19 protein-coding genes are annotated in these 21,071 nt (G+C 37.2%); all 19 read left to right on the top strand.

Translation table 11 applies throughout. The features are described from left to right. Positions 1–15 precede the first annotated feature (15 nt). The 19 genes from LV716_RS04810 to LV716_RS04715 all read left to right on the top strand — a co-directional run bounded on the left by LV716_RS04810 (position 16) and on the right by LV716_RS04715 (position 21,070). Complete coding sequence (locus LV716_RS04810) at positions 16–558, top strand: heme NO-binding domain-containing protein (protein ID WP_163416645.1); 543 nt, start codon at positions 16–18, stop codon at positions 556–558. Further along, positions 512–2,929 (top strand): PAS domain-containing sensor histidine kinase, encoded by a 2,418-nt coding sequence (locus tag LV716_RS04805; protein ID WP_163416644.1) that lies wholly within the window; start codon positions 512–514, stop codon positions 2,927–2,929. Before LV716_RS04810 ends, LV716_RS04805 begins: the two co-directional genes overlap by 47 nt. A 78-nt stretch (positions 2,930–3,007) precedes the next feature. Beyond that, positions 3,008–3,979, top strand: coding sequence for an ATP-binding protein (locus tag LV716_RS04800; protein WP_233759229.1), 972 nt, complete (start codon positions 3,008–3,010; stop codon positions 3,977–3,979). Further along, complete coding sequence (locus tag LV716_RS04795) at positions 3,972–4,295, top strand: Hpt domain-containing protein (RefSeq protein ID WP_163416642.1); 324 nt, start codon at positions 3,972–3,974, stop codon at positions 4,293–4,295. Before LV716_RS04800 ends, LV716_RS04795 begins: the two co-directional genes overlap by 8 nt. Before the next feature lies 1 nt (position 4,296). Next, on the top strand, positions 4,297–5,007 hold the full coding sequence (locus LV716_RS04790; protein ID WP_163416641.1) for a LytTR family DNA-binding domain-containing protein: 711 nt from the start codon (positions 4,297–4,299) through the stop codon (positions 5,005–5,007). A 107-nt stretch (positions 5,008–5,114) separates the two neighbouring features. Continuing rightward, positions 5,115–5,417 carry an STAS domain-containing protein gene (locus tag LV716_RS04785; protein ID WP_163416640.1) on the top strand — a complete coding sequence of 101 codons (303 nt, stop codon included), beginning with the start codon at positions 5,115–5,117 and terminating at the stop codon, positions 5,415–5,417. A gap of 25 nt (positions 5,418–5,442) precedes the next feature. After that, on the top strand, positions 5,443–6,288 hold the full coding sequence (locus LV716_RS04780) for a glycosyltransferase family 2 protein (protein ID WP_163416639.1): 846 nt from the start codon (positions 5,443–5,445) through the stop codon (positions 6,286–6,288). 283 nt (positions 6,289–6,571) lie between these two features. Beyond that, a complete protein-coding gene (locus LV716_RS04775; RefSeq protein WP_163416638.1) occupies positions 6,572–6,937 on the top strand; it encodes a response regulator transcription factor in 366 nt (121 codons plus the stop codon). Between the two features lie 4 nt (positions 6,938–6,941). After that, positions 6,942–8,138: a sugar transferase gene (locus tag LV716_RS04765; protein ID WP_163416637.1), complete on the top strand. Its 1,197-nt coding sequence runs from the start codon at positions 6,942–6,944 to the stop codon at positions 8,136–8,138. Further along, a complete protein-coding gene (locus LV716_RS04760; protein WP_163416636.1) occupies positions 8,138–8,878 on the top strand; it encodes a TolC family protein in 741 nt (246 codons plus the stop codon). Before LV716_RS04765 ends, LV716_RS04760 begins: the two co-directional genes overlap by 1 nt. Before the next feature lie 2 nt (positions 8,879–8,880). Further along, on the top strand, positions 8,881–11,112 hold the full coding sequence (locus LV716_RS04755) for a hypothetical protein (RefSeq protein ID WP_163416635.1): 2,232 nt from the start codon (positions 8,881–8,883) through the stop codon (positions 11,110–11,112). After that, positions 11,112–12,455 carry an oligosaccharide flippase family protein gene (locus tag LV716_RS04750; protein WP_163416634.1) on the top strand — a complete coding sequence of 448 codons (1,344 nt, stop codon included), beginning with the start codon at positions 11,112–11,114 and terminating at the stop codon, positions 12,453–12,455. Before LV716_RS04755 ends, LV716_RS04750 begins: the two co-directional genes overlap by 1 nt. Further along, on the top strand, positions 12,455–13,930 hold the full coding sequence (locus LV716_RS04745; RefSeq protein ID WP_163416633.1) for an O-antigen ligase: 1,476 nt from the start codon (positions 12,455–12,457) through the stop codon (positions 13,928–13,930). Before LV716_RS04750 ends, LV716_RS04745 begins: the two co-directional genes overlap by 1 nt. Before the next feature lie 17 nt (positions 13,931–13,947). Further along, positions 13,948–14,838 (top strand): glycosyltransferase family 2 protein, encoded by an 891-nt coding sequence (locus tag LV716_RS04740; RefSeq protein ID WP_163416632.1) that lies wholly within the window; start codon positions 13,948–13,950, stop codon positions 14,836–14,838. A gap of 314 nt (positions 14,839–15,152) precedes the next feature. Continuing rightward, positions 15,153–16,505 (top strand): UDP-glucose/GDP-mannose dehydrogenase family protein, encoded by a 1,353-nt coding sequence (locus tag LV716_RS04735; RefSeq protein ID WP_163416631.1) that lies wholly within the window; start codon positions 15,153–15,155, stop codon positions 16,503–16,505. Between the two features lie 8 nt (positions 16,506–16,513). After that, a complete protein-coding gene (locus tag LV716_RS04730) occupies positions 16,514–17,482 on the top strand; it encodes a UDP-glucuronic acid decarboxylase family protein (RefSeq protein WP_163416630.1) in 969 nt (322 codons plus the stop codon). A 20-nt stretch (positions 17,483–17,502) separates the two neighbouring features. Then, on the top strand, positions 17,503–18,708 hold the full coding sequence (locus LV716_RS04725) for a glycosyltransferase family 2 protein (RefSeq protein WP_163416629.1): 1,206 nt from the start codon (positions 17,503–17,505) through the stop codon (positions 18,706–18,708). Positions 18,709–18,717: 9 nt separating this feature from the next. Continuing rightward, positions 18,718–19,875: a glycosyltransferase family 1 protein gene (locus tag LV716_RS04720; RefSeq protein WP_163416628.1), complete on the top strand. Its 1,158-nt coding sequence runs from the start codon at positions 18,718–18,720 to the stop codon at positions 19,873–19,875. 1 nt (position 19,876) lies between these two features. Beyond that, complete coding sequence (locus LV716_RS04715; protein WP_163416627.1) at positions 19,877–21,070, top strand: glycosyltransferase; 1,194 nt, start codon at positions 19,877–19,879, stop codon at positions 21,068–21,070. The last annotated feature ends 1 nt before the right edge of the window (position 21,071 follow it).

Below are 21,071 nucleotides of genomic sequence, written 5' to 3'. Positions count from 1 at the left end.
TCATAATATCTTGTTATGAAAGGAATTGTATTCACCGAATTCTTGGAAATGGTCGAATCTATTTATGGATTGGAGACTGTTGATTCCCTGTTGGAGAATTGTGATCTTCCCTCTGGTGGGGCCTATACTTCTGTAGGAACTTACGATTTTAATGAAATGGTAAGTTTAATTGCTGAATTAAGTACAGTAAAAGAAATTTCCCAAGAGAATCTATTGTATTCCTTTGGACATCACCTTTTTGTTGGTCTAGTGGAAGCACATCCAGATGTGGTTTCGAGTTACAGAACGCCATTGGGACTTCTTAATAGCATAGAAGATCATATTCATATCCATGTAAAAAAACTCTACCCGGATGCTGAACTACCTCAATTTAAGGTGCTTTCAAAAACAGACAATTCCCTGGAAATGATTTATAGTTCATCCAGAGGCCTTTATGCACTGGCCCATGGACTTATTGTGAGAACATTTGAACACTTTGAAAAAATAGTAGAGGTTGATTATAAACTAATGAATGAAAACGGAACAGAAGTCAAGTTTGCGATCGTCCAACACGGATAGTAACGAACTTTCCATATTAAAACGTGCACTTGTACGGGAGAAAAAAGCCCGTAAAACTGCTGAGAGTTTGCTAGAAAATAAAGCAAAAGAACTCTATGATGCCACGTTGCACTTAAAAGAAGCAAATGGCCGTTTGGAAACTTTGTTGAATGATGGCGGGACAGGTATAGACAATGCTTTCGTCAATATTATTGACCCATATGTGGTGATGGATATGATGTCCAACGTCATAAACATGAACACCTCTGCAAAAGAGTTTCTTGGATATGACCATACCAAAGAAAAAATATGTCTTCAAGACTTGGTTCATCAAGACTATCTGGAATATACCGCAGAGTCTTTCCAGACGCTTCTACAAGTTGGAATCTTAAAAAATTACACGGCCAAAATATTGACAAAGTCTCAAGAAGAAAAATTTGTAAATATCAACGCAAGTCTTGTTTATAATAAAGATGGAAATCCAATAGCTGCCCAAGGTGTTATAAGAGATATTACCCAAGAAGTAGAAATAAGAAAACTTCTAGAAAACCAGAAAAAACAACAAGATATTATTGTTGAGAATTCTTCTTTGGGAATACTATTGATCGTTAATGAAAGAATAATAAAGGCCAATAAATCATTTATTGACCTTTTGGGGTATTCAGAAGTAGAGTTGAAAAAAATGACCATCAACGATATTTCATCATTGGAAGACAGTAGTCTTTATAAAGACTTGATGCAGAAAAGTTTAGAAAGCGACAACAAAAAATTCTCTATAGTTAGAAAATTCTATAAGAAGAGCGGTGAAACACTTTACGGAAAAACATCCATGAGTTCCGTATTGGATGCAAATGGGAATATAGAATATAGCGTTGCCATGATAGAGGACATCACATATGAGAAAATATCGGAAGAAAAAGTAAGGGCTTCGGAAGAAAGGTTGATGAGCTTGATAAAAAACCTACAAACAGGGGTTTTATTGGAAGATCAGAACAGGAAAATCGTTTTGGCCAATCAAAAGTTCTGTGACCTTTTTGACATACCTGTTCCACCACATGTATTAAAGGGACTCAATGCGGAGAAAGCTATTCACAAGTACAAAAAACTGTTCTTGGAACCAGATACTGCCATACGACGAATAAACCATGTTGTGGATAAAAAGGAAGTGGTGACTGCCGATGAGATGGAGCTTTTGGACGGAAGAACATTTGAACGTGATTACATTCCATTGTTCAATAATGGAGAATATCAAGGACATTTATGGAGCTATAGCGATGTTACGCTACGTAAAAACTATAGGAAGAATTTAGAAGTTCAAAAAGAAAAGTACGGGAGTATTATAGCTAATATGAATCTTGGTCTTGTCGAGGTAGACAGCGATGGGAATATTTTAATGGTCAATCATAGCTTCAGCGATATGGTAGGGTATTCTTCAAATGATCTAATTGGTAAAAATGTGTATGAGGCCATACCGATCTTGAGCGAAGAAACCGAAGAATTGAAACTGCATAACAAGAATCATGAAGAAGGTATCTCCGATTCTTATGAAGTTGCTGTTAAGATAGCTAACGGGGAGAAGCGATTTTGGTTGGTTAGTGGAGCCCCAAGGTATGATGATGCCGGTAATATAATTGGATCTATAGGCATTCATTTGGATATCACCGGGCAAAAAAACCTAGAACTGCAAAAAGAGACTCTTTTAACCGAGTTGGAAGCCAGTAATAAAGGGCTACAGGAATATGCCCATATTGTTTCACATGATTTAAAATCACCGCTAAGAAGCGTAAGTGCCCTAGCTACATGGCTATATGATGATTATAAAGAATCTTTGGACGAAAGCGGGCGCTATAACCTGAAGATGATGCAGGAAAAAATTGAAGGGATGGATAAACTCATCAGTGGAATTTTAAAGTATTCTACGGTCAATAATGATGTTTTGGACCATACCGAAGTCGACGTAAACGAGGTTATCCAAGAAATAAAGGAAATTATTTACATCCCTGAAAACGTTACGATCAAAACCAAAAAGAAGCTGCCGATAATTAAAGCGGACAAAACGAAAATTCATCAATTGTTCCAAAACTTTTTGAGTAATGCCGTGGTCAATATTGATAAAAAGAAAGGCCTGGTGGAAGTGGATTGTAAGGAACATTCCAAGTCTTGGGAATTTAGCATAAAAGATAATGGCGTAGGCATACCGAAAGAATACCATGAAAAAATCTTTCAAATTTTTCAATCCATTGGAAACAATGAAAGGTCGACCGGAATAGGGCTGTCCATCGTTAAGAAAATTATTGACAGATATAACGGAAAGGTTTGGTTGGAAAGTGAAATTGGAGAAGGGACAACGTTTTTCTTCACTTTAAAGAAAGAGCTTAACATTAAGAAATAATATAAAAACACACAAAGGAACCTAAAATTACCTTTTAACCCATTGAATAGATAAATGCATTCTTTATTAAAAAAACAAATGAAAAAGCTTCTCTCCAAAGACCTAAAAGAACATCCGGGAATGGAAGCATTTATCGATGCAGTTAGCCAATCATATTCGCAGTATGATGAACGATTGGGCAAAGAAGTCAAAAGCCAACATGAAATAGCTGAAACATTAAAAAAAGCAATTGTAACCATACAGCATAAGAAGAATGGGAAAATCAATACCGAACAAGATTTTGACATTAAAAAACTTATAACGGATCTAGAAAGGCAAACCCAGAAGATAGCCAAGGTTACTTCAGAAAAAGATGTACTGTTAAAAAATCTTGAACAGCAAAATGAATCACTGAACAATTATGCGCATATGGTCTCTCATGACTTGAAATCCCCAATACGAAACGTGCACTCGTTGGTAAGCTGGGTTTTTGAAGATGCCAAAGATGAATTCAAAGAACACAATAGTGAAAATGTGCAGCTTATTTTTAAGAACCTGTCTAAAATGGATAGCTTGATAGATGGTATTATGAGGCACTCAACAATAGATTCCGTTGAGGAAAGTGCTAAGATAATCGACTTGAATCTTTTACTGGATGAAATACAAGAGACCACATTCATACCAAAGAACATATCCATAAAGAAAAGTAAGGATATGCCCAAATTGTTTACAGGGAAATATAGGCTGGAACAACTGTTCAAAAACCTTATTACCAATGCCATAGCTGCCACAGAACACCGAAAATATGGACAAGTTCTCATAGATGTCAAAGAACAAGATGACGGATGGTTATTCAGCGTAACCGATAATGGCAAAGGAATACCAAAACACTTGCAGGCCGGAATTTTTAACATGTTCAAAAAACTGGAAAATAATGCCGATACAACTGGTATTGGACTGGCTCTGGTTAAGAAAATAATCAATTATTACAAAGGTGATATCTGGCTCTCCTCAAAAGAAGGAATGGGCAGTACGTTCTTTTTTACTATTAAAAACCCCCATAATGACTGAACAACCCAACCTTGACTATATAAAAGAAATCTCTGGAGGAAACGAAGAGTTTGAAAAGAAATTTTTGACCATTATACAAACAGAGTTTCCAAAAGAGAAGCAGGAATATCTAGATTTTTTAAAAGTGGACAATCTAGAAGAATCTGCAAAAATCATACATAAGATAAAACACAAATTGGGTATTCTAGGACTTAACACTAGCTATAGATTAGCAGTAAAGTATGAAGAAGACCTAAAGCGTGGAGATATACAACTCAAAGAAGAGTTTGACGAAGTATTACAGGTAGTTGAAGATTTTGTTTTAAAACTGGCGTAAGGTGAAATGTATAATTGTAGATGACGAAGCAAGTGCAAGGGCCATAGTTACGGCGCTTTGTAAAACAATTCCAAAAATGGAAGTTGTTGCTGAACTCCCAAATGCTTTAGAGGCCTTAAAGTTCTTAAAGCATACACAGGTAGATTTAATTTTTCTGGATATTCATATGCCAAAACTTACTGGCGTCGATTTTATCGAGACCGTTAACGATCCACCTAAAATCGTACTTACAACATCCGATAAAGATTTTGCTATCGAAGCCTATGGGTATGAGTTCATCGTAGACTATTTGGTAAAGCCCATAACCTATGAACGATTTCAAAAATGTGCTGTAAAATTGGAGAATGCCTTTAAAAAATCTGAACAAGAACAGTTAGAGATCAACGCTGCTAAAAGTGAAGACGAAGATTTGTTCATAAATATAGATAGGCGACTCATCAAATTAAAATTTAGGGACATTCTGCTGATTGAGGCCAAAGGGGATTATATAGAAATACTGACTCAAAACCAACGATATAGAGTGCATTCTACGCTCAAAAAAATAAAAGAGAAACTGCCAGAATCAAGATTTCTTCAAATTCATCGATCTTATATCATCAATTTTACACAAATAATCGACATACAGGATAACAGTGTTCTCATAGAAAAAAGTGTAATACCCATTAGCAGGTCTAACAGACCAGAATTGATGCAACGTCTTAATCTTTTATAGAAAGAAAGAAAAATACTACAATATTTCAATTCTTACACGTTAATATAAATAGACGCTTTTTTGAAAATGCTAAAAAGATAGCAGTAACATATTAATCTACTTAGCATATGTCATTAGAAATAAAAGAAAACCGAGGAATTTTTGAGATTTTTGGTAAAGTTACCACGCAGCATATAGGTGCTCTAAATTCTTATTTTGATTCAATTCTAGAGAAACATGAGAGCATTGTAATCAGTTTGGAAAATATAACTTTCCTGGATTCCGCGGCAGCACATTTCTTTGAAAAACTGTATTTAAAGTCGGTAAAACAGAACAAAGTTGTTTCGTTGATTGGTAGACAAAATATGAATATTCAAGAGATTATGAATGTTACGCAAACCAATTATATCCTCAGCAAGGATCGCGTATAATATCAAAATCTTCCAAAGCTCAAAAATGAAAGTAACAGCGTATAGCCCTTATTTTGGAATTGAACCAAAACACTTGAATGATACTGATTTCAATAAACTGATTTCATATTTTGAGTTATTGGATGCTGTACAAAAACCAACGGTAAGCTTGGTAGTGCCCGTCTATAGGGCAAAAGAAACATTGGTAGCACATATACTTTCCTTGGCTAATCTAAAGACCATTATTCCTTACGAAGTGATATTCGTGGAAAACAATGCGGATAAGGAAACCTTATCAATTTTAGAACAGCTCGGCGCCAAAGTTGTAAGCCAAAGACAGCAAGGAATAACGTTTGCACGACAGAAAGGATTGGAAGAAGCCAAAGGTGAGATCATTTGTAGTATGGATCCAGATTCTATCTATGACCCCTACTATATAGATAAAATGGCACTTCCATTTTTCAGGAACAAAAATCTGGTGCTATGCTACTCCGTTTCCAAAAGCTATGAAAATGATTTTCAGTTATCCCTAAGAATGAAACTTAGGAACTCTTTGAAGAACTTCTATTTTAGATGGAAGTTATCCCAAGGATTTGTTTTGAAAATCAAGCATATAAGAGCGGTATGTATGGCTATGAGAAGAGATTCCGTTCTTCCTATTGGATATGAAACAGATTTACGGGCCGTATCTGGTTGCGATGATGGGATGTTGGCCATAAAACTGTACCAGTCTGGTCAATTTCAATTTGTGCCGGTAGATGTTTATACCGCTTTGCCCCCAAAAAGAGAACCTGCAAAACCTTTCCCATTTTGTAATCAAAAATACATGCCGAGTAAAAAAGCAATGCAAAAAACCTATGAAGAACTTCAAGTAGAAGGAATCTCTGAATAGTTTTTTTAACGGCAATGGATAACAATCGTTTCCTTCTGTTATCAGAATAATCACAATGTTTATTGATTGGAAAGTTTAGAGGTATACAATTCTCTAAAAAGTGTACTTATACCTCGGTTTTTAGCGGGTCATGGTAAGCAGCTATAACTTAAAGACATTACTTACAAGAAACAACAACTTACAACACCCTCCTCTTGTTTTACAACAATGAATTATTAATACGTAATATTTAACCTACTTTTCACATATGTTTAGGATTACAATAGTATAAAATAAATATAATATGAAAATACTGGTAGTAGACGATAAACAATCACTAAGTGATTTGGTATCACAATTTCTGGGTCAATCATATGATGTCACTACGATGGAAGATGGTTTGGCGGCATTGGCATGGATGCAAGAAGGAAACATTCCAGACCTAATAATTACAGATTTGGAAATGCCCAAAATGGATGGCTTCGAACTCATTAAAAAAGTAAAAGAAAGCGGGTATTTCTCCAACATACCAATCATTGTATTGAGCTGTAGGGACAGTAGCGCAGATCGTATCCAATGTCTAAAATTAGGAGCTGACGACTATCTGGTAAAACCTTTTAATCCAGAAGAGCTGTTAATTCGTGTAGAAAAACTACTTATACGAGCTTAATATTATGGAAATTGTATCTGATAAAAAACTTTGTATTCTCTATGTAGGAGCAAACCAGAAAATGGTTGATCAATTTCTGGAATGCAGCGATAAAGTGGATTTTAATGTAACCAAGAACGCTGTTTTGGCAATAAATTGGTTGGAGAAAAACAAGGAAGTGGATGCCGTTATTTGTGAAAAACAGATTCCGGGGCAGTCAGGTATAGCATTTCACCAAACGTTACGTGAGAAATTTGTGGAGCAACCTTCCATTCCATTTATTCTTGTGGCCGAAAATCGTAATAAGGCAGACTTATCAGAAGCGGTCAAGAATGGAATAGATGATTTTTACGTACAACCGATTTCTACTTCAAATATTTTGGATAGGGTCCAGTTTTTAAAAGAACTTAAGACTAACCTTAACAAAGAGAAAATCTTGATTCCAAAAGGGTCGATAAAGGAATACAAGATAGGTTTTTGGAAACGAACCTTCGACATTGCCGTAGCAGGGACTGCGCTACTTCTAGGGTCTCCTTTTTTGCTATTGTTCATTATAGCGATTCGATTAGAGTCAAAAGGAAAGGTCTACTATATTTCAAAAAGGGTGGGAACGGGATATAAGATTTTTGATTTTTACAAACTAAGGTCCATGTATCCCGATGCAGATAAGCGCCTAAAAGAATTTCAGCATCTAAACCAATACGTACACGAAGATCAGGCTCAATCAGAAGAAGAAAATATAGTGGAGGACGATTATGAGTTCAAAGGAACTGTGCTTTTTGGTGATGACACCGAAGTGAATGAAAGTTTTCATAATAACAAGAGAAAAGAAAGTGCTAAAAGTGCTTTTGTAAAATTTGATAATGACCCTAGAATAACTAAGGTGGGAAAAATCATTAGAAAACTAAGTATTGATGAACTACCACAATTGATAAACGTGTTAAAAGGAGATATGTCCATTGTAGGTAACAGACCATTGCCTTTATACGAAGCAGAAATGTTAACGACAGACGAATGGACAGATAGGTTTAATGGACCTGCGGGAATAACAGGCCTGTGGCAAGTTGAAGCTAGGGGCAGGAGTTCTAAAATGTCGCCTGAAGAACGAAAAACATTGGACATAAAATATGTGGAATACGCGAATAGCAAAAATGCTTTTTTGATAGATATGTGGATAGTACTTAGAACATTCAGGGCGGTATTTCAAAAAGAGAATGTATAATGCGAAGGAGTAAGTTCATCTTTACATTGGCAGTGTTACTTTGCGGTTTTTCATATAGTCAAGCCATAAATGATTTTATTGAAAAAGGGCTTAAGGAGAATGATATCAGTAAAAGCTTACCTTCCATAGACAGCCTTATAGCAATGGCCAAGGACTATTCCCCTTTTATAAAGGTTACCGTATCAGAGCAGGAATATAGGGATGGCGTCGTATCCGCAGAGCAAAGGGCTTGGTTGGAATACATAAATCTTGAGGCTGGTTATAACTATGGCATCTTTGACAACCTTAGCAACCAGCAGATTGCAGGCGACCCTCAAAGTCAAACCCTTTTCTCCACAGAACAAAGTAGGTATAATGTTGGGGTCTCACTGCGTATGCCCTTATCTGCATTGGTCAATAGAAAAGCGAGGATAAAAAGCGCAAAAGGGGAAGCAAAAAAGGCACGATTTGAGACTCAGGTAGCTGAGGTGGAATTGGAGCAAAAAGTGGTGGAGTTGTACAATGACTTGCTCAAAACACATCGACTCTTTTTTATTTCAGGTTCTATTGTGGATAATTTCAGGGTTCAATCCATACGTGCCGAGAAGGATTTTGCAAGCGGTATTATAAACGTTACCGAATATACCCGTTTACAGCAGATGATGAACCAGGCAACCATGAATTTTGAACTACAGCGTTCAGAGTTTATTTCTTCGGTAATGGCATTAGAGAGTGTTATTGGAGCAGATTTGAATATTTAATAATGAAGTTTAACCTCTTATTTTTTGTTCGCCTTTTATTAAGGCATGCAGGCTTATTGATTGCTATGCCAATCATTCTGGCTTCCCTGGTATTTTATTTGACACAAGACGAACCAAAGGTCTATAATTCCAAAGCGCGTGTATATACAGGTATAGCAACAGGGTCTAATATAGAGCTGGAAAACACAAAAATAGATTTTAGGGCCACCAACACTGCCTATGATAATTTGCTCAACCTTATCAAGGCAAGAACGACAATAGAAATTGTAGGACTAAAATTGTTTACCCAACATATGGTGTTGGACAGTGCGGACATTAAAATTATTTCGAGGGAAAAATATCAAAGATTGATGGAATCCGTTCCCGAAGAAGTGAAAGATTTAGTGGTCAAGGGCGATGTCGAAAAGACTTTTGAAAACTTTGTAAAACTGAAGGAGTCCAATCATACCAATTACATCTATCAGCTTATTAATCTTGACCATCCAGACTATAGTATAGAAAAGATCAATGGTCGTGTTGGATTAAGGCGAATTTCAAACAGTGATTTTGTCGATATCGAATTTGAATCCGAAGACCCAGGAATATGCCAAAATACTTTACTCATTCTATGTGAAGTCTTTGTGGAGCTTAATGCGGATATAAAGGTCAATCAATCTGATGCCGTTGTAAAATACTTTCAAGGTCAATTGGGAAAATCCACGATTAGTTTGAGAGGGGCAGAAGATGAGTTGCTGCAATTTAACCAAAGCAATAACATCATCAATTACTACGAGCAGACCAAGCATATAGCTGCGGAGAAGGAAGAATTTGAAATAAAATACTTAGAAGTGTTCAGACAGCACAATGCAGCTAAGGCTGTTCTGGATATTTTGGAATCAAAACTTAAAACGCATGAACTAAAGCGAGTATCCAGCGAACGTGTAATGGGACTGAGAAAAGAGTTGTCAAGCCTAAGTTTTGATGTGTCCATGTTAACGTTGGGGATTGAGTCCGATTCCACTATCCAGAATAAAAAAGCGAAAGAAGCGGCTCTAAAAATGGAAAAGATAGCCGCAATAGAAAAACAAATGGCAGAGAATATTGATACGCTCTATGTTACGGATTATGACAATAAAAGTTTGGCATCGACCAGTGTTTTAGCGGATTGGCTACAAAATACAATAGATTACGAAGGAACTAAGGCGCAGTTAAAAGTCATGGACGAAAAGCGCAAAGAGTTTGAAAAGTTATATCAGGAATTTTCACCTTTAGGTGCTACGATGAAGCGTTTGGAGCGTAAAATAGATATAGCGGAGCGGGAATATTTAAGTCTGTTACATAGTCTAGGGCTGGCAAAACTAAGGCAACAGAATGTAGAGTTAAAATCGAATATCAAACTTACTGAAGTTCCATATTTTCCTATAAGTCCAAAACCGAGCAAACGAATGCTGTTGGTCATTGTGGCGGGAATGGTAGGTTTTGTTTTGGTAGCAGCTACAATACTTGTCCTGGAACTTTTGGACGGAAACATCAATACGGCAACACGTGCCGCAGATAAGATAGAATTAAAGGTTTCATCAATCTTTCCGGTCATTAGCGATAAAAACAATAAAATAGACTACGAGTACCTCCAAAATAAAGCTGTTAATGCAATTTCCAGGAATATTATTCTGAATCAGTATAAGAAAGAAAAGGAAAGTGAGCCAGTAATCAATATGCTTTTTTCAACACAGGAGAATGAAGGGAAAACGTTTATTTGCAAACATTTGATCGCTAAATTGTGCGAGCTCGATTATAGAACATTACATGTTACCTATGATGATGAGGATTTGGGATTGATGGGCGAATGCTACCATAAGATTCTTTATGGCGTGAGCGATCAGCTTTATAAGATTTCCAATGTCCAAGATTTTGATGTTGACAAAAGCATCGAAGATTTTAACAGCTTTGACTTTATCATACTGGAAATCCCCAGTATTATAAAGAATCCTTTTCCAGTAAAGCTGGCCTCTACCATGGATTACACTTTTTTGGTCACAAGAGCGAACAGGGCATGGGGAGAAGCGGACAAAAATGCATTGAACCTTTTCAAAGAAGCAACTACAGGACCCGAACCCACCATCATTCTCAATGGTGTAAAAGTATTGGAGATGGAAACCGTTGTGGGCGAACTTCCAAAGAAAAGATCATTGATCCGTAGCTGGATTAAAAAGATGGTACAGTTTCGTTTTTTTAATAAAAAATCCGTGGCCTAATGTTGGGAAGATTGAAACATATTGGCAAAGAAAAGAATCTATCCTCCTTAATGGCCAACGTGAGCGTTGCGTTTTTAGGATTGTTGAGTTTTATGCTATTGACCCGGCAATTGAACAAAGAACTGTTTGGAGAGTGGGTATTATTTATAACCTTGGCCACCTTTGTAGATCTCTTGCGTTTTGGATTGACCCGAACATCTTCTGTGCGATTACTTTCCGGAGCCGACACTAATAAATGCAAAACAATACTCGGTGCTACATTCAAAATAAATATTGTCCTTTTAGGAATATTGACATTCTTGTGTTGGTCAATTTTTGTCTTTTTTGAATTAAATACTATCGAGATAAACAATGGCTACAGCTTGTTTCTTTTATACTATCCTTTTTTGGCGCTCTCCAATCTAAGTTGGAACAATGCAATGGCCCTCTTTCAATCAGAGCAAAATTTCAAGCGGATGATGTTGGTAAGGCTTTCCAATGTAGGACTGTTTTGCCTATTTCTTGTTTTAAATCAATTCTGGTTGAATCTTGGCCTTTTGGAAATTGTTTGGATAAATATTTTGGTCAACGCCATTTCGAGTATTTGGTGTTCCGTTAAATATTGGGATGGGTTATTTTATGTGGGAAAGACTAAAAAATCCATTGAAAAAGAATTGGTGAATTTTGGAAAGTACTCCATGGGAACTTTGGTGAGTTCTAGTCTTTTAAAAAGTTCGGATACGTTTATCATTGGAATGAGTCCATTTTTAGGTTCTGCCGGTATCGCCATGTATGCCATTCCGTTAAAGTTGACGGATCTTTTGGGAATACCTTTGCACAGCTTTGCCATGACCGCCTATCCCAGAATGTCCAAAAAGTCCATAGAAGGGGATTTAGGAGGAGTAAAGAAGATTTTCTACTCGTATGTAGGCATTATTACGCTATTGTTTTTCCCTGTGGCCTTAGTAAGTTTTGCATTTGCTGAATATATGGTTCTCTTCCTTGGAGGAAAGGAATATATGGATTCATTGCCTTTACTTACTTTGATCTTCAGGGTGTTTACGGTATATATTATGCTCTTGCCCATAGATCGTTTTACAGGGGTGTTATTGGATAGTATCAACCAACCCAAACTTAATTTGTACAAGGTATTGGTAATGACTTTTGCCAATATTGTTTTAAACATATTGGCCGTGTTCGTATTTAAAAGCTTGGTGGCCGTAGCAATAGGTACGGTACTTTTTACAGCAGTGGGAATATTTCTTGGGTTCTATTATTTAAAAAGAGAAATTCAAATTAAAAGCACACAAATAGTTTCTGAAAGTTTATCATTTCTCAAAAACCTAAAAACGCATTTGAGCTAATGAATCCGTTCAATAAAACATATGGATCGGACTACTTAAAAAAACCACTTCCTGTTTTGGTGCTCTTATCAGTAGTAATTACTACGGCTCATCTTACAGCGACAAAAGGACTGGTAGCAGGTATTGGGGTAATGGTTCTTCCATTTGCAATAGTGTATTTAGGGGCACTCTTTGTAAATCCAAGAATAGGAGTGATAACCGTACTCATTTTCAATTTTTTTGTATTGGGCATAGGCAGATATATACCAATGACATGGGGTTTGCTTATGGACGGTCTAATGGTGCTAATGTATCTGGCTCTTTTTTTTAAGGCTTTCAGAATAAAGGTTCCTTGGAACAGGGCCAGTTCTCAATTGACCATTTTGGCATCGCTTTGGTTTGGATATGCTATTTTTCAGATTGTTAATCCAGAGGCGGTTAGTGTGGCCGCTTGGTTTTATGCCATGCGTGGACTCTCCTTGTACATGTGGTTGTTTATACCGCTGGTTTTCATTCTTTTCAACAAACCGAAAGACCTCCAGTTGTTTTTTATTATTTGGGGCGTTTTGTCGCTTTTGGCAACGACCAAAGGTATGCAGCAGTTAATTTTTGGTGTTGACCCTTTTGAACAAGCATGGTTAGATGCAGGAGGTAATGTTACACATATACTCTTTGGAAAACTGAGGATATTTTCTTTCTACTCTGATGCAGGTCAGTTTGGTGCTGCACAGGGCCATACAGGGGTTGTTTTTGGTGTACTTACACTATTTGCAAAAAACAGAAGATTTCAGATTTTTTGCGCAATAGTTTGTTTGGCAGGTCTTTTAGGCATGATGATTTCTGGAACTCGTGGAGCAATTGCTGTTCCCGCTGCCGGTGGTGTGATGTTCCTCATTATTAGAAAACATATTCCAAGCATAGTCCTCGGAGCGCTCGTGGGAATAAGTGTTTTTGTTTTCTTTAAATATACTACCATAGGTAACGATAACGATCAGATAAGAAGAATGCGAACTGCGTTCGACCCTAACGATGCCTCGTTACAAGTACGGTTGGAGAACCAGGCCAAGTTAAAAGGATATCTGGCTTCTAGACCTTTTGGAGGTGGTATAGGTTCTACAGGGAACTGGGGGAAACGTTTTTCGCCAAATACTTTTCTGGCGAACACAGCAACAGATAGTTGGTTTGTGGCAGTATGGGCGGACACAGGTATCGTTGGTCTCTATTTACATTTGTTCATACTCTTTTTTGTACTGATTACAGGCGCATACAATGTAATGTACAAAATACGGGACGGCTGGCTAAAAGGACAGATTGCAGCGTTGGTATGCGGTATGTTCGGTATTATGGCCGCTTCCTACGGTAATGGAATTTTTGGACAGTTTCCAACTTGTATATTGATGTATGCAGGGATGGTATTCATGTTCATTGCCCCAAAACTGGACAAGAAGATCATGGAAGAAAAAGAAGTTGAATTAGAATTGAAAGCAACATCCTGAAATAACCCACAAAAAACATGAAACCACTTGTATCGATAATCACGATTAACTATAATGAATCTGAAGTCACTTTGGATTTATTGCAATCGATTAGGGAACTTACCTACCAAAATTATGAAATCATTGTGGTTGATAATGCTTCACCAAACGATAACCCAGATAGCATAAAGAAAAAGTATCCAGAGATACATCTTATCAAGAGCAAGGAAAATCTGGGTTTCGCAGGAGGCAACAATCTTGGGGTTAAACAAGCAAAAGGCGAATACTTGTTATTTATAAATAACGATACCATTGTCCCAAAAGGTTTTATTGAACCCTTGGTACAAAAACTTCAAGATGATGAAACTATTGGGATGGTAAGCCCAAAAATTAAGTTCCATTGGGATCCTACACTTATTCAGTATGCCGGTTATACGCCCATGAGTCATTGGACAATTAGGAATAACAGTATTGGATACCATCAAAAAGATAATGGAGATTTTGATGCTGAGGGAGAAACACAGTCCATACACGGAGCGGCAATGATGGTTCCAAAAAGTGTTGTGGAAAAAGTAGGTATGATGACCGAAATTTACTTTCTATATTACGAAGAACACGATTGGGCCGAAATGATAAAACGGGCAGGCTATAAAATTTACTACCAACCAAAATCATATATACTGCATAAAGAATCGGTTTCCACCGGAAAGTTCAGTCCATTGAAGACCTATTATATTTCTCGAAACAGGATTCTCTTCGCCAGAAGAAATTTTAAGCCGTTTCAATTATGGATAAGTTTACTATTTCAATGCTTTGTTTCCATTCCCAAAAACAGTTTCATGTTTATTGTAAAACGCCAAAATGAGCACTTAAAAGCGTTCTGGAAGGCAATTTTTTGGAATTTGAAAAACAGTTCTACAATTGGATAATAATACGACTTGCAGATTGAGTTAATTGATTTTAGGGTATTCTTACCACCTAGATTCTAACTAGTTGACAACACCAAGAAAGTATTTCACAACAATTAATTTTCTTTCCATAAATGTAGGGTAATATTTACAAATCATTAAGCCTGCTAGAATGGTTAAATCCTTCAAGTTTTCAATTATCCTATGTCATTGTGCTTGCGTCAGCGAAAATGACCTTGATTCGCTAGTTGAAGATTCAACAACAATGGATGAGAATAATTCATTCGAGGTTAATGATTATCTGGAACAAATCAAACTTAATATACTTTAAAATTATGAATATAACAGTAATAGGTACAGGCTACGTTGGCTTGGTAACCGGTACCTGCTTTGCAGAGACGGGAATCAACGTTGTCTGCGTGGACATTGATGAGAAAAAAATAGAAAGGCTTCGTAAAGGTGAAGTCCCAATTTATGAACCGGGTTTAGATACGCTTTTAGAACGTAATATAGATAAGGGGAGAATTTCCTTCACTACAAGCTTAGAGAAGGGTATCAAGAATAGTGATGCTGTTTTTATTGCCGTAGGAACCCCACCAGATGAGGATGGAAGTGCAGATTTAAAGTATGTACTCGGTGTGGCCAGGGAAATAGGGCAACATATGGAAGATTATAAGGTAATCATAACCAAGAGCACTGTACCCGTAGGAACATCTTATAAGGTAAAAGCTGCCGTTGAAGAAGAGTTGAACAAAAGGAGTGCGGACATTCCCTTTGATGTGGCGTCAAATCCCGAATTCTTAAAAGAAGGTAGCGCAGTAGATGACTTCTTAAAGCCAGACCGTATCGTGGTAGGTATAGAGAGCAAACGAGCTGAAAAAGTAATGCGTAGATTGTACAAGCCTTATTTAATGAACGGACACCCACTATTGTTCATGGATATTTTCTCTTCGGAAATGACCAAGTATGCAGCCAATTCCATGCTGGCGACAAAAATTAGTTTTATGAACGACATTGCCAATCTATGCGAACTTGTAGGAGCCAATGTGGATTTGGTAAGAAAAGGAATAGGTTCCGATTCTAGAATAGGAAATAAATTCATTTACCCTGGAACGGGTTATGGAGGCAGTTGTTTTCCAAAAGACGTACAGGCACTGGTACGGACAGCTGATGAATACGGGCATTCTTTGGAAGTATTAAAAGCTGTGGAAAGTGTCAACTACCGTCAAAAATCAGTCTTGGTGGAAAAAATAAAAAGTCATTTTGGAAAGAATCTTAAAGGCAAGCAATTTGGACTTTGGGGATTGGCATTTAAGCCAAAAACAGATGACATGAGAGAAGCTCCATCATTGGTGATTATAGAACAATTGAAAGCCCTTGGTGCTACGGTAAGAGCTTATGACCCGGTTGCGATGGAAGAGACCAAACGGATTTTAGGTGATAGTATCGAATATGCCAAAGATGAATACGACGCCATTATTGATGCCGATGCACTCATCTTGGTGACTGAGTGGTCTGAATTTAAAATGCCCAACTTCAGAATATTGGAAAAGCTCATGAACAGCAAAACCATATTCGATGGTCGAAATGTATACGATCCAGAAGAATTAAAAGAACAAGAGTTCACCTATTACAGCATTGGTAGGGAAGTTGTGAAAAGCACAGAAATAGAAACCGTAAACCTTTAAACAAGATTATGAAACGAATATTGGTAACAGGGGGTGCAGGTTTTGTGGGCTCCCATTTATGCGAAAGACTCCTAAACGAAGGCAATGAAGTCGTGAGTATGGATAACTACTTTACCGGAAGGAAAAGCAAAATAGTACATTTAATGGACAACCCTTATTTTGAGGTAATCAGACATGATGTAACCTTGCCTTATTTTCTTGAGGTAGATGAAATTTATAATTTGGCGTGTCCTGCCTCACCAGTACATTACCAACATAATCCGATTAAGACCATAAAAACATCGGTTTTGGGGGCAATCAATATGTTGGGATTGGCCAAACGGATTAAGGCGAAAATTCTTCAAGCTTCCACAAGTGAAGTCTATGGAGACCCAGAATTGCATCCCCAACCAGAGGACTATTGGGGTCATGTAAATCCAATAGGGGTTCGCTCCTGTTACGATGAAGGCAAACGTTGTGCTGAATCACTTTTTGTGAACTATCACAATTCCAATGATGTCTTGGTGAAGATTATAAGAATCTTCAATACCTACGGACCTCGTATGGAACCCGATGATGGCAGGGTAGTATCTAATTTTATCATACAGGCACTCCAAGGAAGGGACATTACCATTTTTGGGGACGGAACCCAAACGAGAAGTTTTCAATATGTAAGTGATTTGGTAGACGGCATGATAAAAATGATGGACACCGAGGATGAATTTATTGGTCCCATCAATATTGGAAATCCAGGCGAATTCACCATGTTGGAACTAGCCGAGAATATCATTGACCTAACAGGTTCAAAATCTAGGATAATCCATTTACCCTTACCTGCCGATGATCCTATGCAACGAAAACCGGATATCTCTTTAGCACAAGAAAAACTGAAGGATTGGAGGCCAGAGGTTGATTTACGAACTGGTCTTGAAAAAACCATTGCATACTTTGATAATCTGCTCAAAGAGCAATCCATTAAAGAATTAATAGAAGGGTAATCACTTTAAAGAATAGATAAATGGATGTCATAAGAATTTTAATTCATAGCTTGGAAATCCTTTTATTTGGATATTTTGGATTTGCATCCGTTTACATCTTTATTTTTTCCCTTGCAGGTCTTTTTAAACGTAAGAAACAAGATAAAAGTTCTAATGAACAGCGGAGATTTGCCGTACTGATTCCCGGATATAAAGAAGACAACGTAATTGTCGAAGTAGCTAAAAAGGCTCTTGAACAGAGCTATTCAAAAGATTTTTTTGAAGTTATTATCATTGCCGATTCTTTTCATAAAAGCACTTTGGAAGCCCTTGAAAAACTCCCGGTAACCATTGTTGAGGTTTCCTTTGAAAAGAGTACCAAATCCAAAGCCCTTAATCGGGCAATGAAGGTAATCGGTGACGAATACGATGTGGCCTTGGTCTTGGATGCCGATAACATTATGGAGGAGGATTTCATTGATAAAATCAATGATGCTTTTGATAAAGGGTATTGTGTAGTGCAGGGACATAGGGTTGCTAAAAATACGAACACCCCTTTTGCAATTTTGGATGCCATCAGTGAAGAGGTCAACAACCATATTTTTAGAAAAGGACACCGTGTGCTGGGACTATCCTCTGCCTTGATCGGTTCTGGTATGGCATTCGACTACCATTTTTTTAAAAGTACTATGGCAAATGTTAATGCAGTGGGCGGATTTGATAAAGAATTGGAATTAAAATTATTAAAGGGCGGAACAAAGATCGAGTATGTAGATGATGCATTGGTTCTTGATGAAAAAGTCCAAAAATCAGAAGTGTTTTCCAACCAGCGCAAGCGTTGGCTTTCAGCACAGTTCATTTATTTTAGAAATTATTTTGCATCAGGTTTAAAAGAATTGTTTGTTCGGGGCAATGTGGATTTCTTTGACAAAGTCTATCAAATGGTATCACCTCCAAGGGTATTATTGCTGGGATTGGTAGTGATTATCACCTTTTTGTACTTTATGACAACCTTGTTTTTCCCAATCAATTTCTTAACAATTCCCGCTGTCTTTTGGTATGCTGTTTTGGTATTGACAGTATTGGCTTTTTCCTTCGCGGTACCCACAAAGTTTTATAGCGTGCAAACGCTAAAAGCTTTGCTTACACTTCCAAAGGCATTTCTGCTCATGTTTTTGTCACTGTTTAAATTGAAAGGAGCCAACAAAAAGTTTATTCACACGGAACATGGTACGATTAATAGTTAATAACAACATATGAAGATAGGCATTGAAGGACAACGACTTTTTAGAAAAAAGAAACATGGCATGGACATGGTCGCTTTGGAGCTCATTAAAAATCTTCAAAAAATCGACAATGAAAATGAATATGTAATTTTTGTAAAACCAGATTTTGATGACACCTGTATTCCCAATGCACCTAATTTTAAAGTTATAGAGCTAAATTCAAAATGGGGTTATCCAGGATGGGAACAAATTGCATTGCCCAAAGCGGCTTTTAAAGAAGGCTGTGATGTTTTGCATTGTACAAGTAATACAGGCCCTTTGTTTTCTAAAGTACCGCTGATTACCACCTTGCACGATATTATCTATCTGGAGAGTATCAGTGTTTTGAAAAAAGGTGGAACATGGTATCAAAAACTGGGGAACATGTATAGAAGATACTTTGTGCCACCTGTGATTAGAAAAAGTAAAAAGGTCATTACGGTTTCCAACTATGAAAAAGAGCGTATCAGCAATTATTTTGGGTTCAAGGACAATCGCTTAACGGCCATATACAATGGTGTTGGTTCACATTTTAAAAAAGTGACCAATTTGGACCGTTTAAAAGCAATAAAGCATAAGTATACTTTACCAGAAAATTTCTTTTTCTTTCTTGGTAATACAGACCCCAAGAAAAATACCAAAGGTGTCTTAAAAGCATTTACAGATTTCAATAAAATATATCCCAACCAATACAAGTTGGTGATGCTGGATTACGATGAAGTCGAACTTCAAAAACTTTTGGTTTCGATCGATGGAGAAGAAATTAGACCATTGATCCATTTAACGGGATATGTTCCAAATACCGATTTACCTGCCATTATAAGCCAATGTTCAATATTTCTATATCCTTCGCTGCGGGAAAGTTTTGGTATTCCAATCTTAGAGGGAATGGCATGCGGAGTACCTGTAATCACATCAAATACATCATCGATGCCAGAGGTAGCCGGAAAGGACACTGCCTTGATGATAGATCCCTTTAATCCAGTAGAAATTACAACTGCAATGCAGACTTTGGTAGAGGATAAGATGTTGGCTCAAGTTTTGGCCGAAAAGGGCATCAAAAGAGCAAAACACTTTTCATGGGAAACCATGGCGAAGAATGTTCTAGAACTATATGAAGATGTCCATAATGAACTAAAAAACAGCTAATATGATCAAAGGTCAAGATATTATAGTTGTAGGAATACAAGCATGGGATATTGAAATTGGCAGTAACTGTAAAAATATTGCTACGGAGTTTGCCAAGCAAAACCGAGTACTTTATGTAAACCCTCCATTGGACAGGGCAACGCTAAAGCGGGAAAAAGCTACGGAAAAAGTTCAGAAAAGAATTAAAATAAAAAATGGGGAAGAAACGGGACTTGTACAAATAGGGGAAAACCTTTGGAACCTTTATCCCAAAACGTTAACAGAATCTATTAATTGGATTCCCTTTCACTCCATATTTAAACTGCTTAATAAAAGAAATTCAAGGCTTTTTTCGAATGATATTATAGCTGCCATGCATAAGCTAAACTTTAAGGATATATTCTTATTTAATGATAGTTCCATGTTTTTGGGATTACATCTTAAAGAATACCTTTCCCCTAAAAGTTATACGTATTACATGCGTGATTATTTGATTAAAGTGCCCTATTGGGGAAAACATGGGGAACGTATTGAGCCGCAGCTTATCGAACAGGCTGATACGGTTGTAAACAATTCCACGCTCTATGCTGAATATGGTTCTAAATTTAACCCCAACAGTTTTATGGTAGGTCAAGGTTGCGATGTATCCTTGTTCAACGATGAAAACGATACGATACCTGTACCCAAAGAATTTGAGTCCATTCCAAGACCTATACTGGGTTATGTAGGATACTTAACAAGTATGCGATTGGACATTGAACTTTTGGAATATATGGCCAAAACTAAAGGGGGCTGGAGCATTGTTTTGGTAGGGCCCGAGGATCAAGACTTTAAACAATCAAAATTACATGGGTTGGAGAACGTATTCTTTTTAGGAAGCAAAGATGCTTCCGAACTACCCGCTTATGTTAAAGGGTTTGATGTTGCCATGAACCCCCAAGTGGTAAACGATTGGACCATAGGGAACTATCCTCGAAAGATTGATGAGTATTTGGCGATGGGAAAACCTACCCTGGCTACGAAAACGAAGGCCATGGAAATGTTTAAAGAGCACGTGTATTTAGGAAGTACCAAAGAAGAATACATTCAATTGGCAGAAAAGGCTTTAGCAGAAAATAATTCAGAATTAGTTGAAGAACGAATAGCATTTGCGAAGAGCCATACTTGGGAGAATAATGTTCAGGCCATTTACGATGCCATTAAAAAATCAGCATAAA

It is taken from the genome of Flagellimonas sp. HMM57, from assembly GCF_021390175.1.
In the GTDB taxonomy this organism is placed as follows: Bacteria; Bacteroidota; Bacteroidia; order Flavobacteriales; family Flavobacteriaceae; genus Flagellimonas.
The sequence above is the reverse complement of the archived record's forward strand: the minus strand, read 5'-3'. Positions and strand labels throughout refer to the sequence as shown.

What these genes read in the sequence shown, in the direction of transcription:
- LV716_RS04810 (WP_163416645.1), top strand. Translation starts at nt 16, where the DNA reads ATGAAAGGAATTGTATTCACCGAATTCTTGGAAATGGTCGAATCTATT.
- LV716_RS04805 (WP_163416644.1), top strand. Translation starts at nt 512, where the DNA reads ATGAAAACGGAACAGAAGTCAAGTTTGCGATCGTCCAACACGGATAGT.
- LV716_RS04800 (WP_233759229.1), top strand. Translation starts at nt 3,008, where the DNA reads ATGAAAAAGCTTCTCTCCAAAGACCTAAAAGAACATCCGGGAATGGAA.
- LV716_RS04795 (WP_163416642.1), top strand. Translation starts at nt 3,972, where the DNA reads ATGACTGAACAACCCAACCTTGACTATATAAAAGAAATCTCTGGAGGA.
- LV716_RS04785 (WP_163416640.1), top strand. Translation starts at nt 5,115, where the DNA reads ATGTCATTAGAAATAAAAGAAAACCGAGGAATTTTTGAGATTTTTGGT.
- LV716_RS04780 (WP_163416639.1), top strand. Translation starts at nt 5,443, where the DNA reads ATGAAAGTAACAGCGTATAGCCCTTATTTTGGAATTGAACCAAAACAC.
- LV716_RS04775 (WP_163416638.1), top strand. Translation starts at nt 6,572, where the DNA reads ATGAAAATACTGGTAGTAGACGATAAACAATCACTAAGTGATTTGGTA.
- LV716_RS04765 (WP_163416637.1), top strand. Translation starts at nt 6,942, where the DNA reads ATGGAAATTGTATCTGATAAAAAACTTTGTATTCTCTATGTAGGAGCA.
- LV716_RS04760 (WP_163416636.1), top strand. Translation starts at nt 8,138, where the DNA reads ATGCGAAGGAGTAAGTTCATCTTTACATTGGCAGTGTTACTTTGCGGT.
- LV716_RS04755 (WP_163416635.1), top strand. Translation starts at nt 8,881, where the DNA reads ATGAAGTTTAACCTCTTATTTTTTGTTCGCCTTTTATTAAGGCATGCA.
- LV716_RS04750 (WP_163416634.1), top strand. Translation starts at nt 11,112, where the DNA reads ATGTTGGGAAGATTGAAACATATTGGCAAAGAAAAGAATCTATCCTCC.
- LV716_RS04745 (WP_163416633.1), top strand. Translation starts at nt 12,455, where the DNA reads ATGAATCCGTTCAATAAAACATATGGATCGGACTACTTAAAAAAACCA.
- LV716_RS04740 (WP_163416632.1), top strand. Translation starts at nt 13,948, where the DNA reads ATGAAACCACTTGTATCGATAATCACGATTAACTATAATGAATCTGAA.
- LV716_RS04735 (WP_163416631.1), top strand. Translation starts at nt 15,153, where the DNA reads ATGAATATAACAGTAATAGGTACAGGCTACGTTGGCTTGGTAACCGGT.
- LV716_RS04730 (WP_163416630.1), top strand. Translation starts at nt 16,514, where the DNA reads ATGAAACGAATATTGGTAACAGGGGGTGCAGGTTTTGTGGGCTCCCAT.
- LV716_RS04725 (WP_163416629.1), top strand. Translation starts at nt 17,503, where the DNA reads ATGGATGTCATAAGAATTTTAATTCATAGCTTGGAAATCCTTTTATTT.
- LV716_RS04720 (WP_163416628.1), top strand. Translation starts at nt 18,718, where the DNA reads ATGAAGATAGGCATTGAAGGACAACGACTTTTTAGAAAAAAGAAACAT.
- LV716_RS04715 (WP_163416627.1), top strand. Translation starts at nt 19,877, where the DNA reads ATGATCAAAGGTCAAGATATTATAGTTGTAGGAATACAAGCATGGGAT.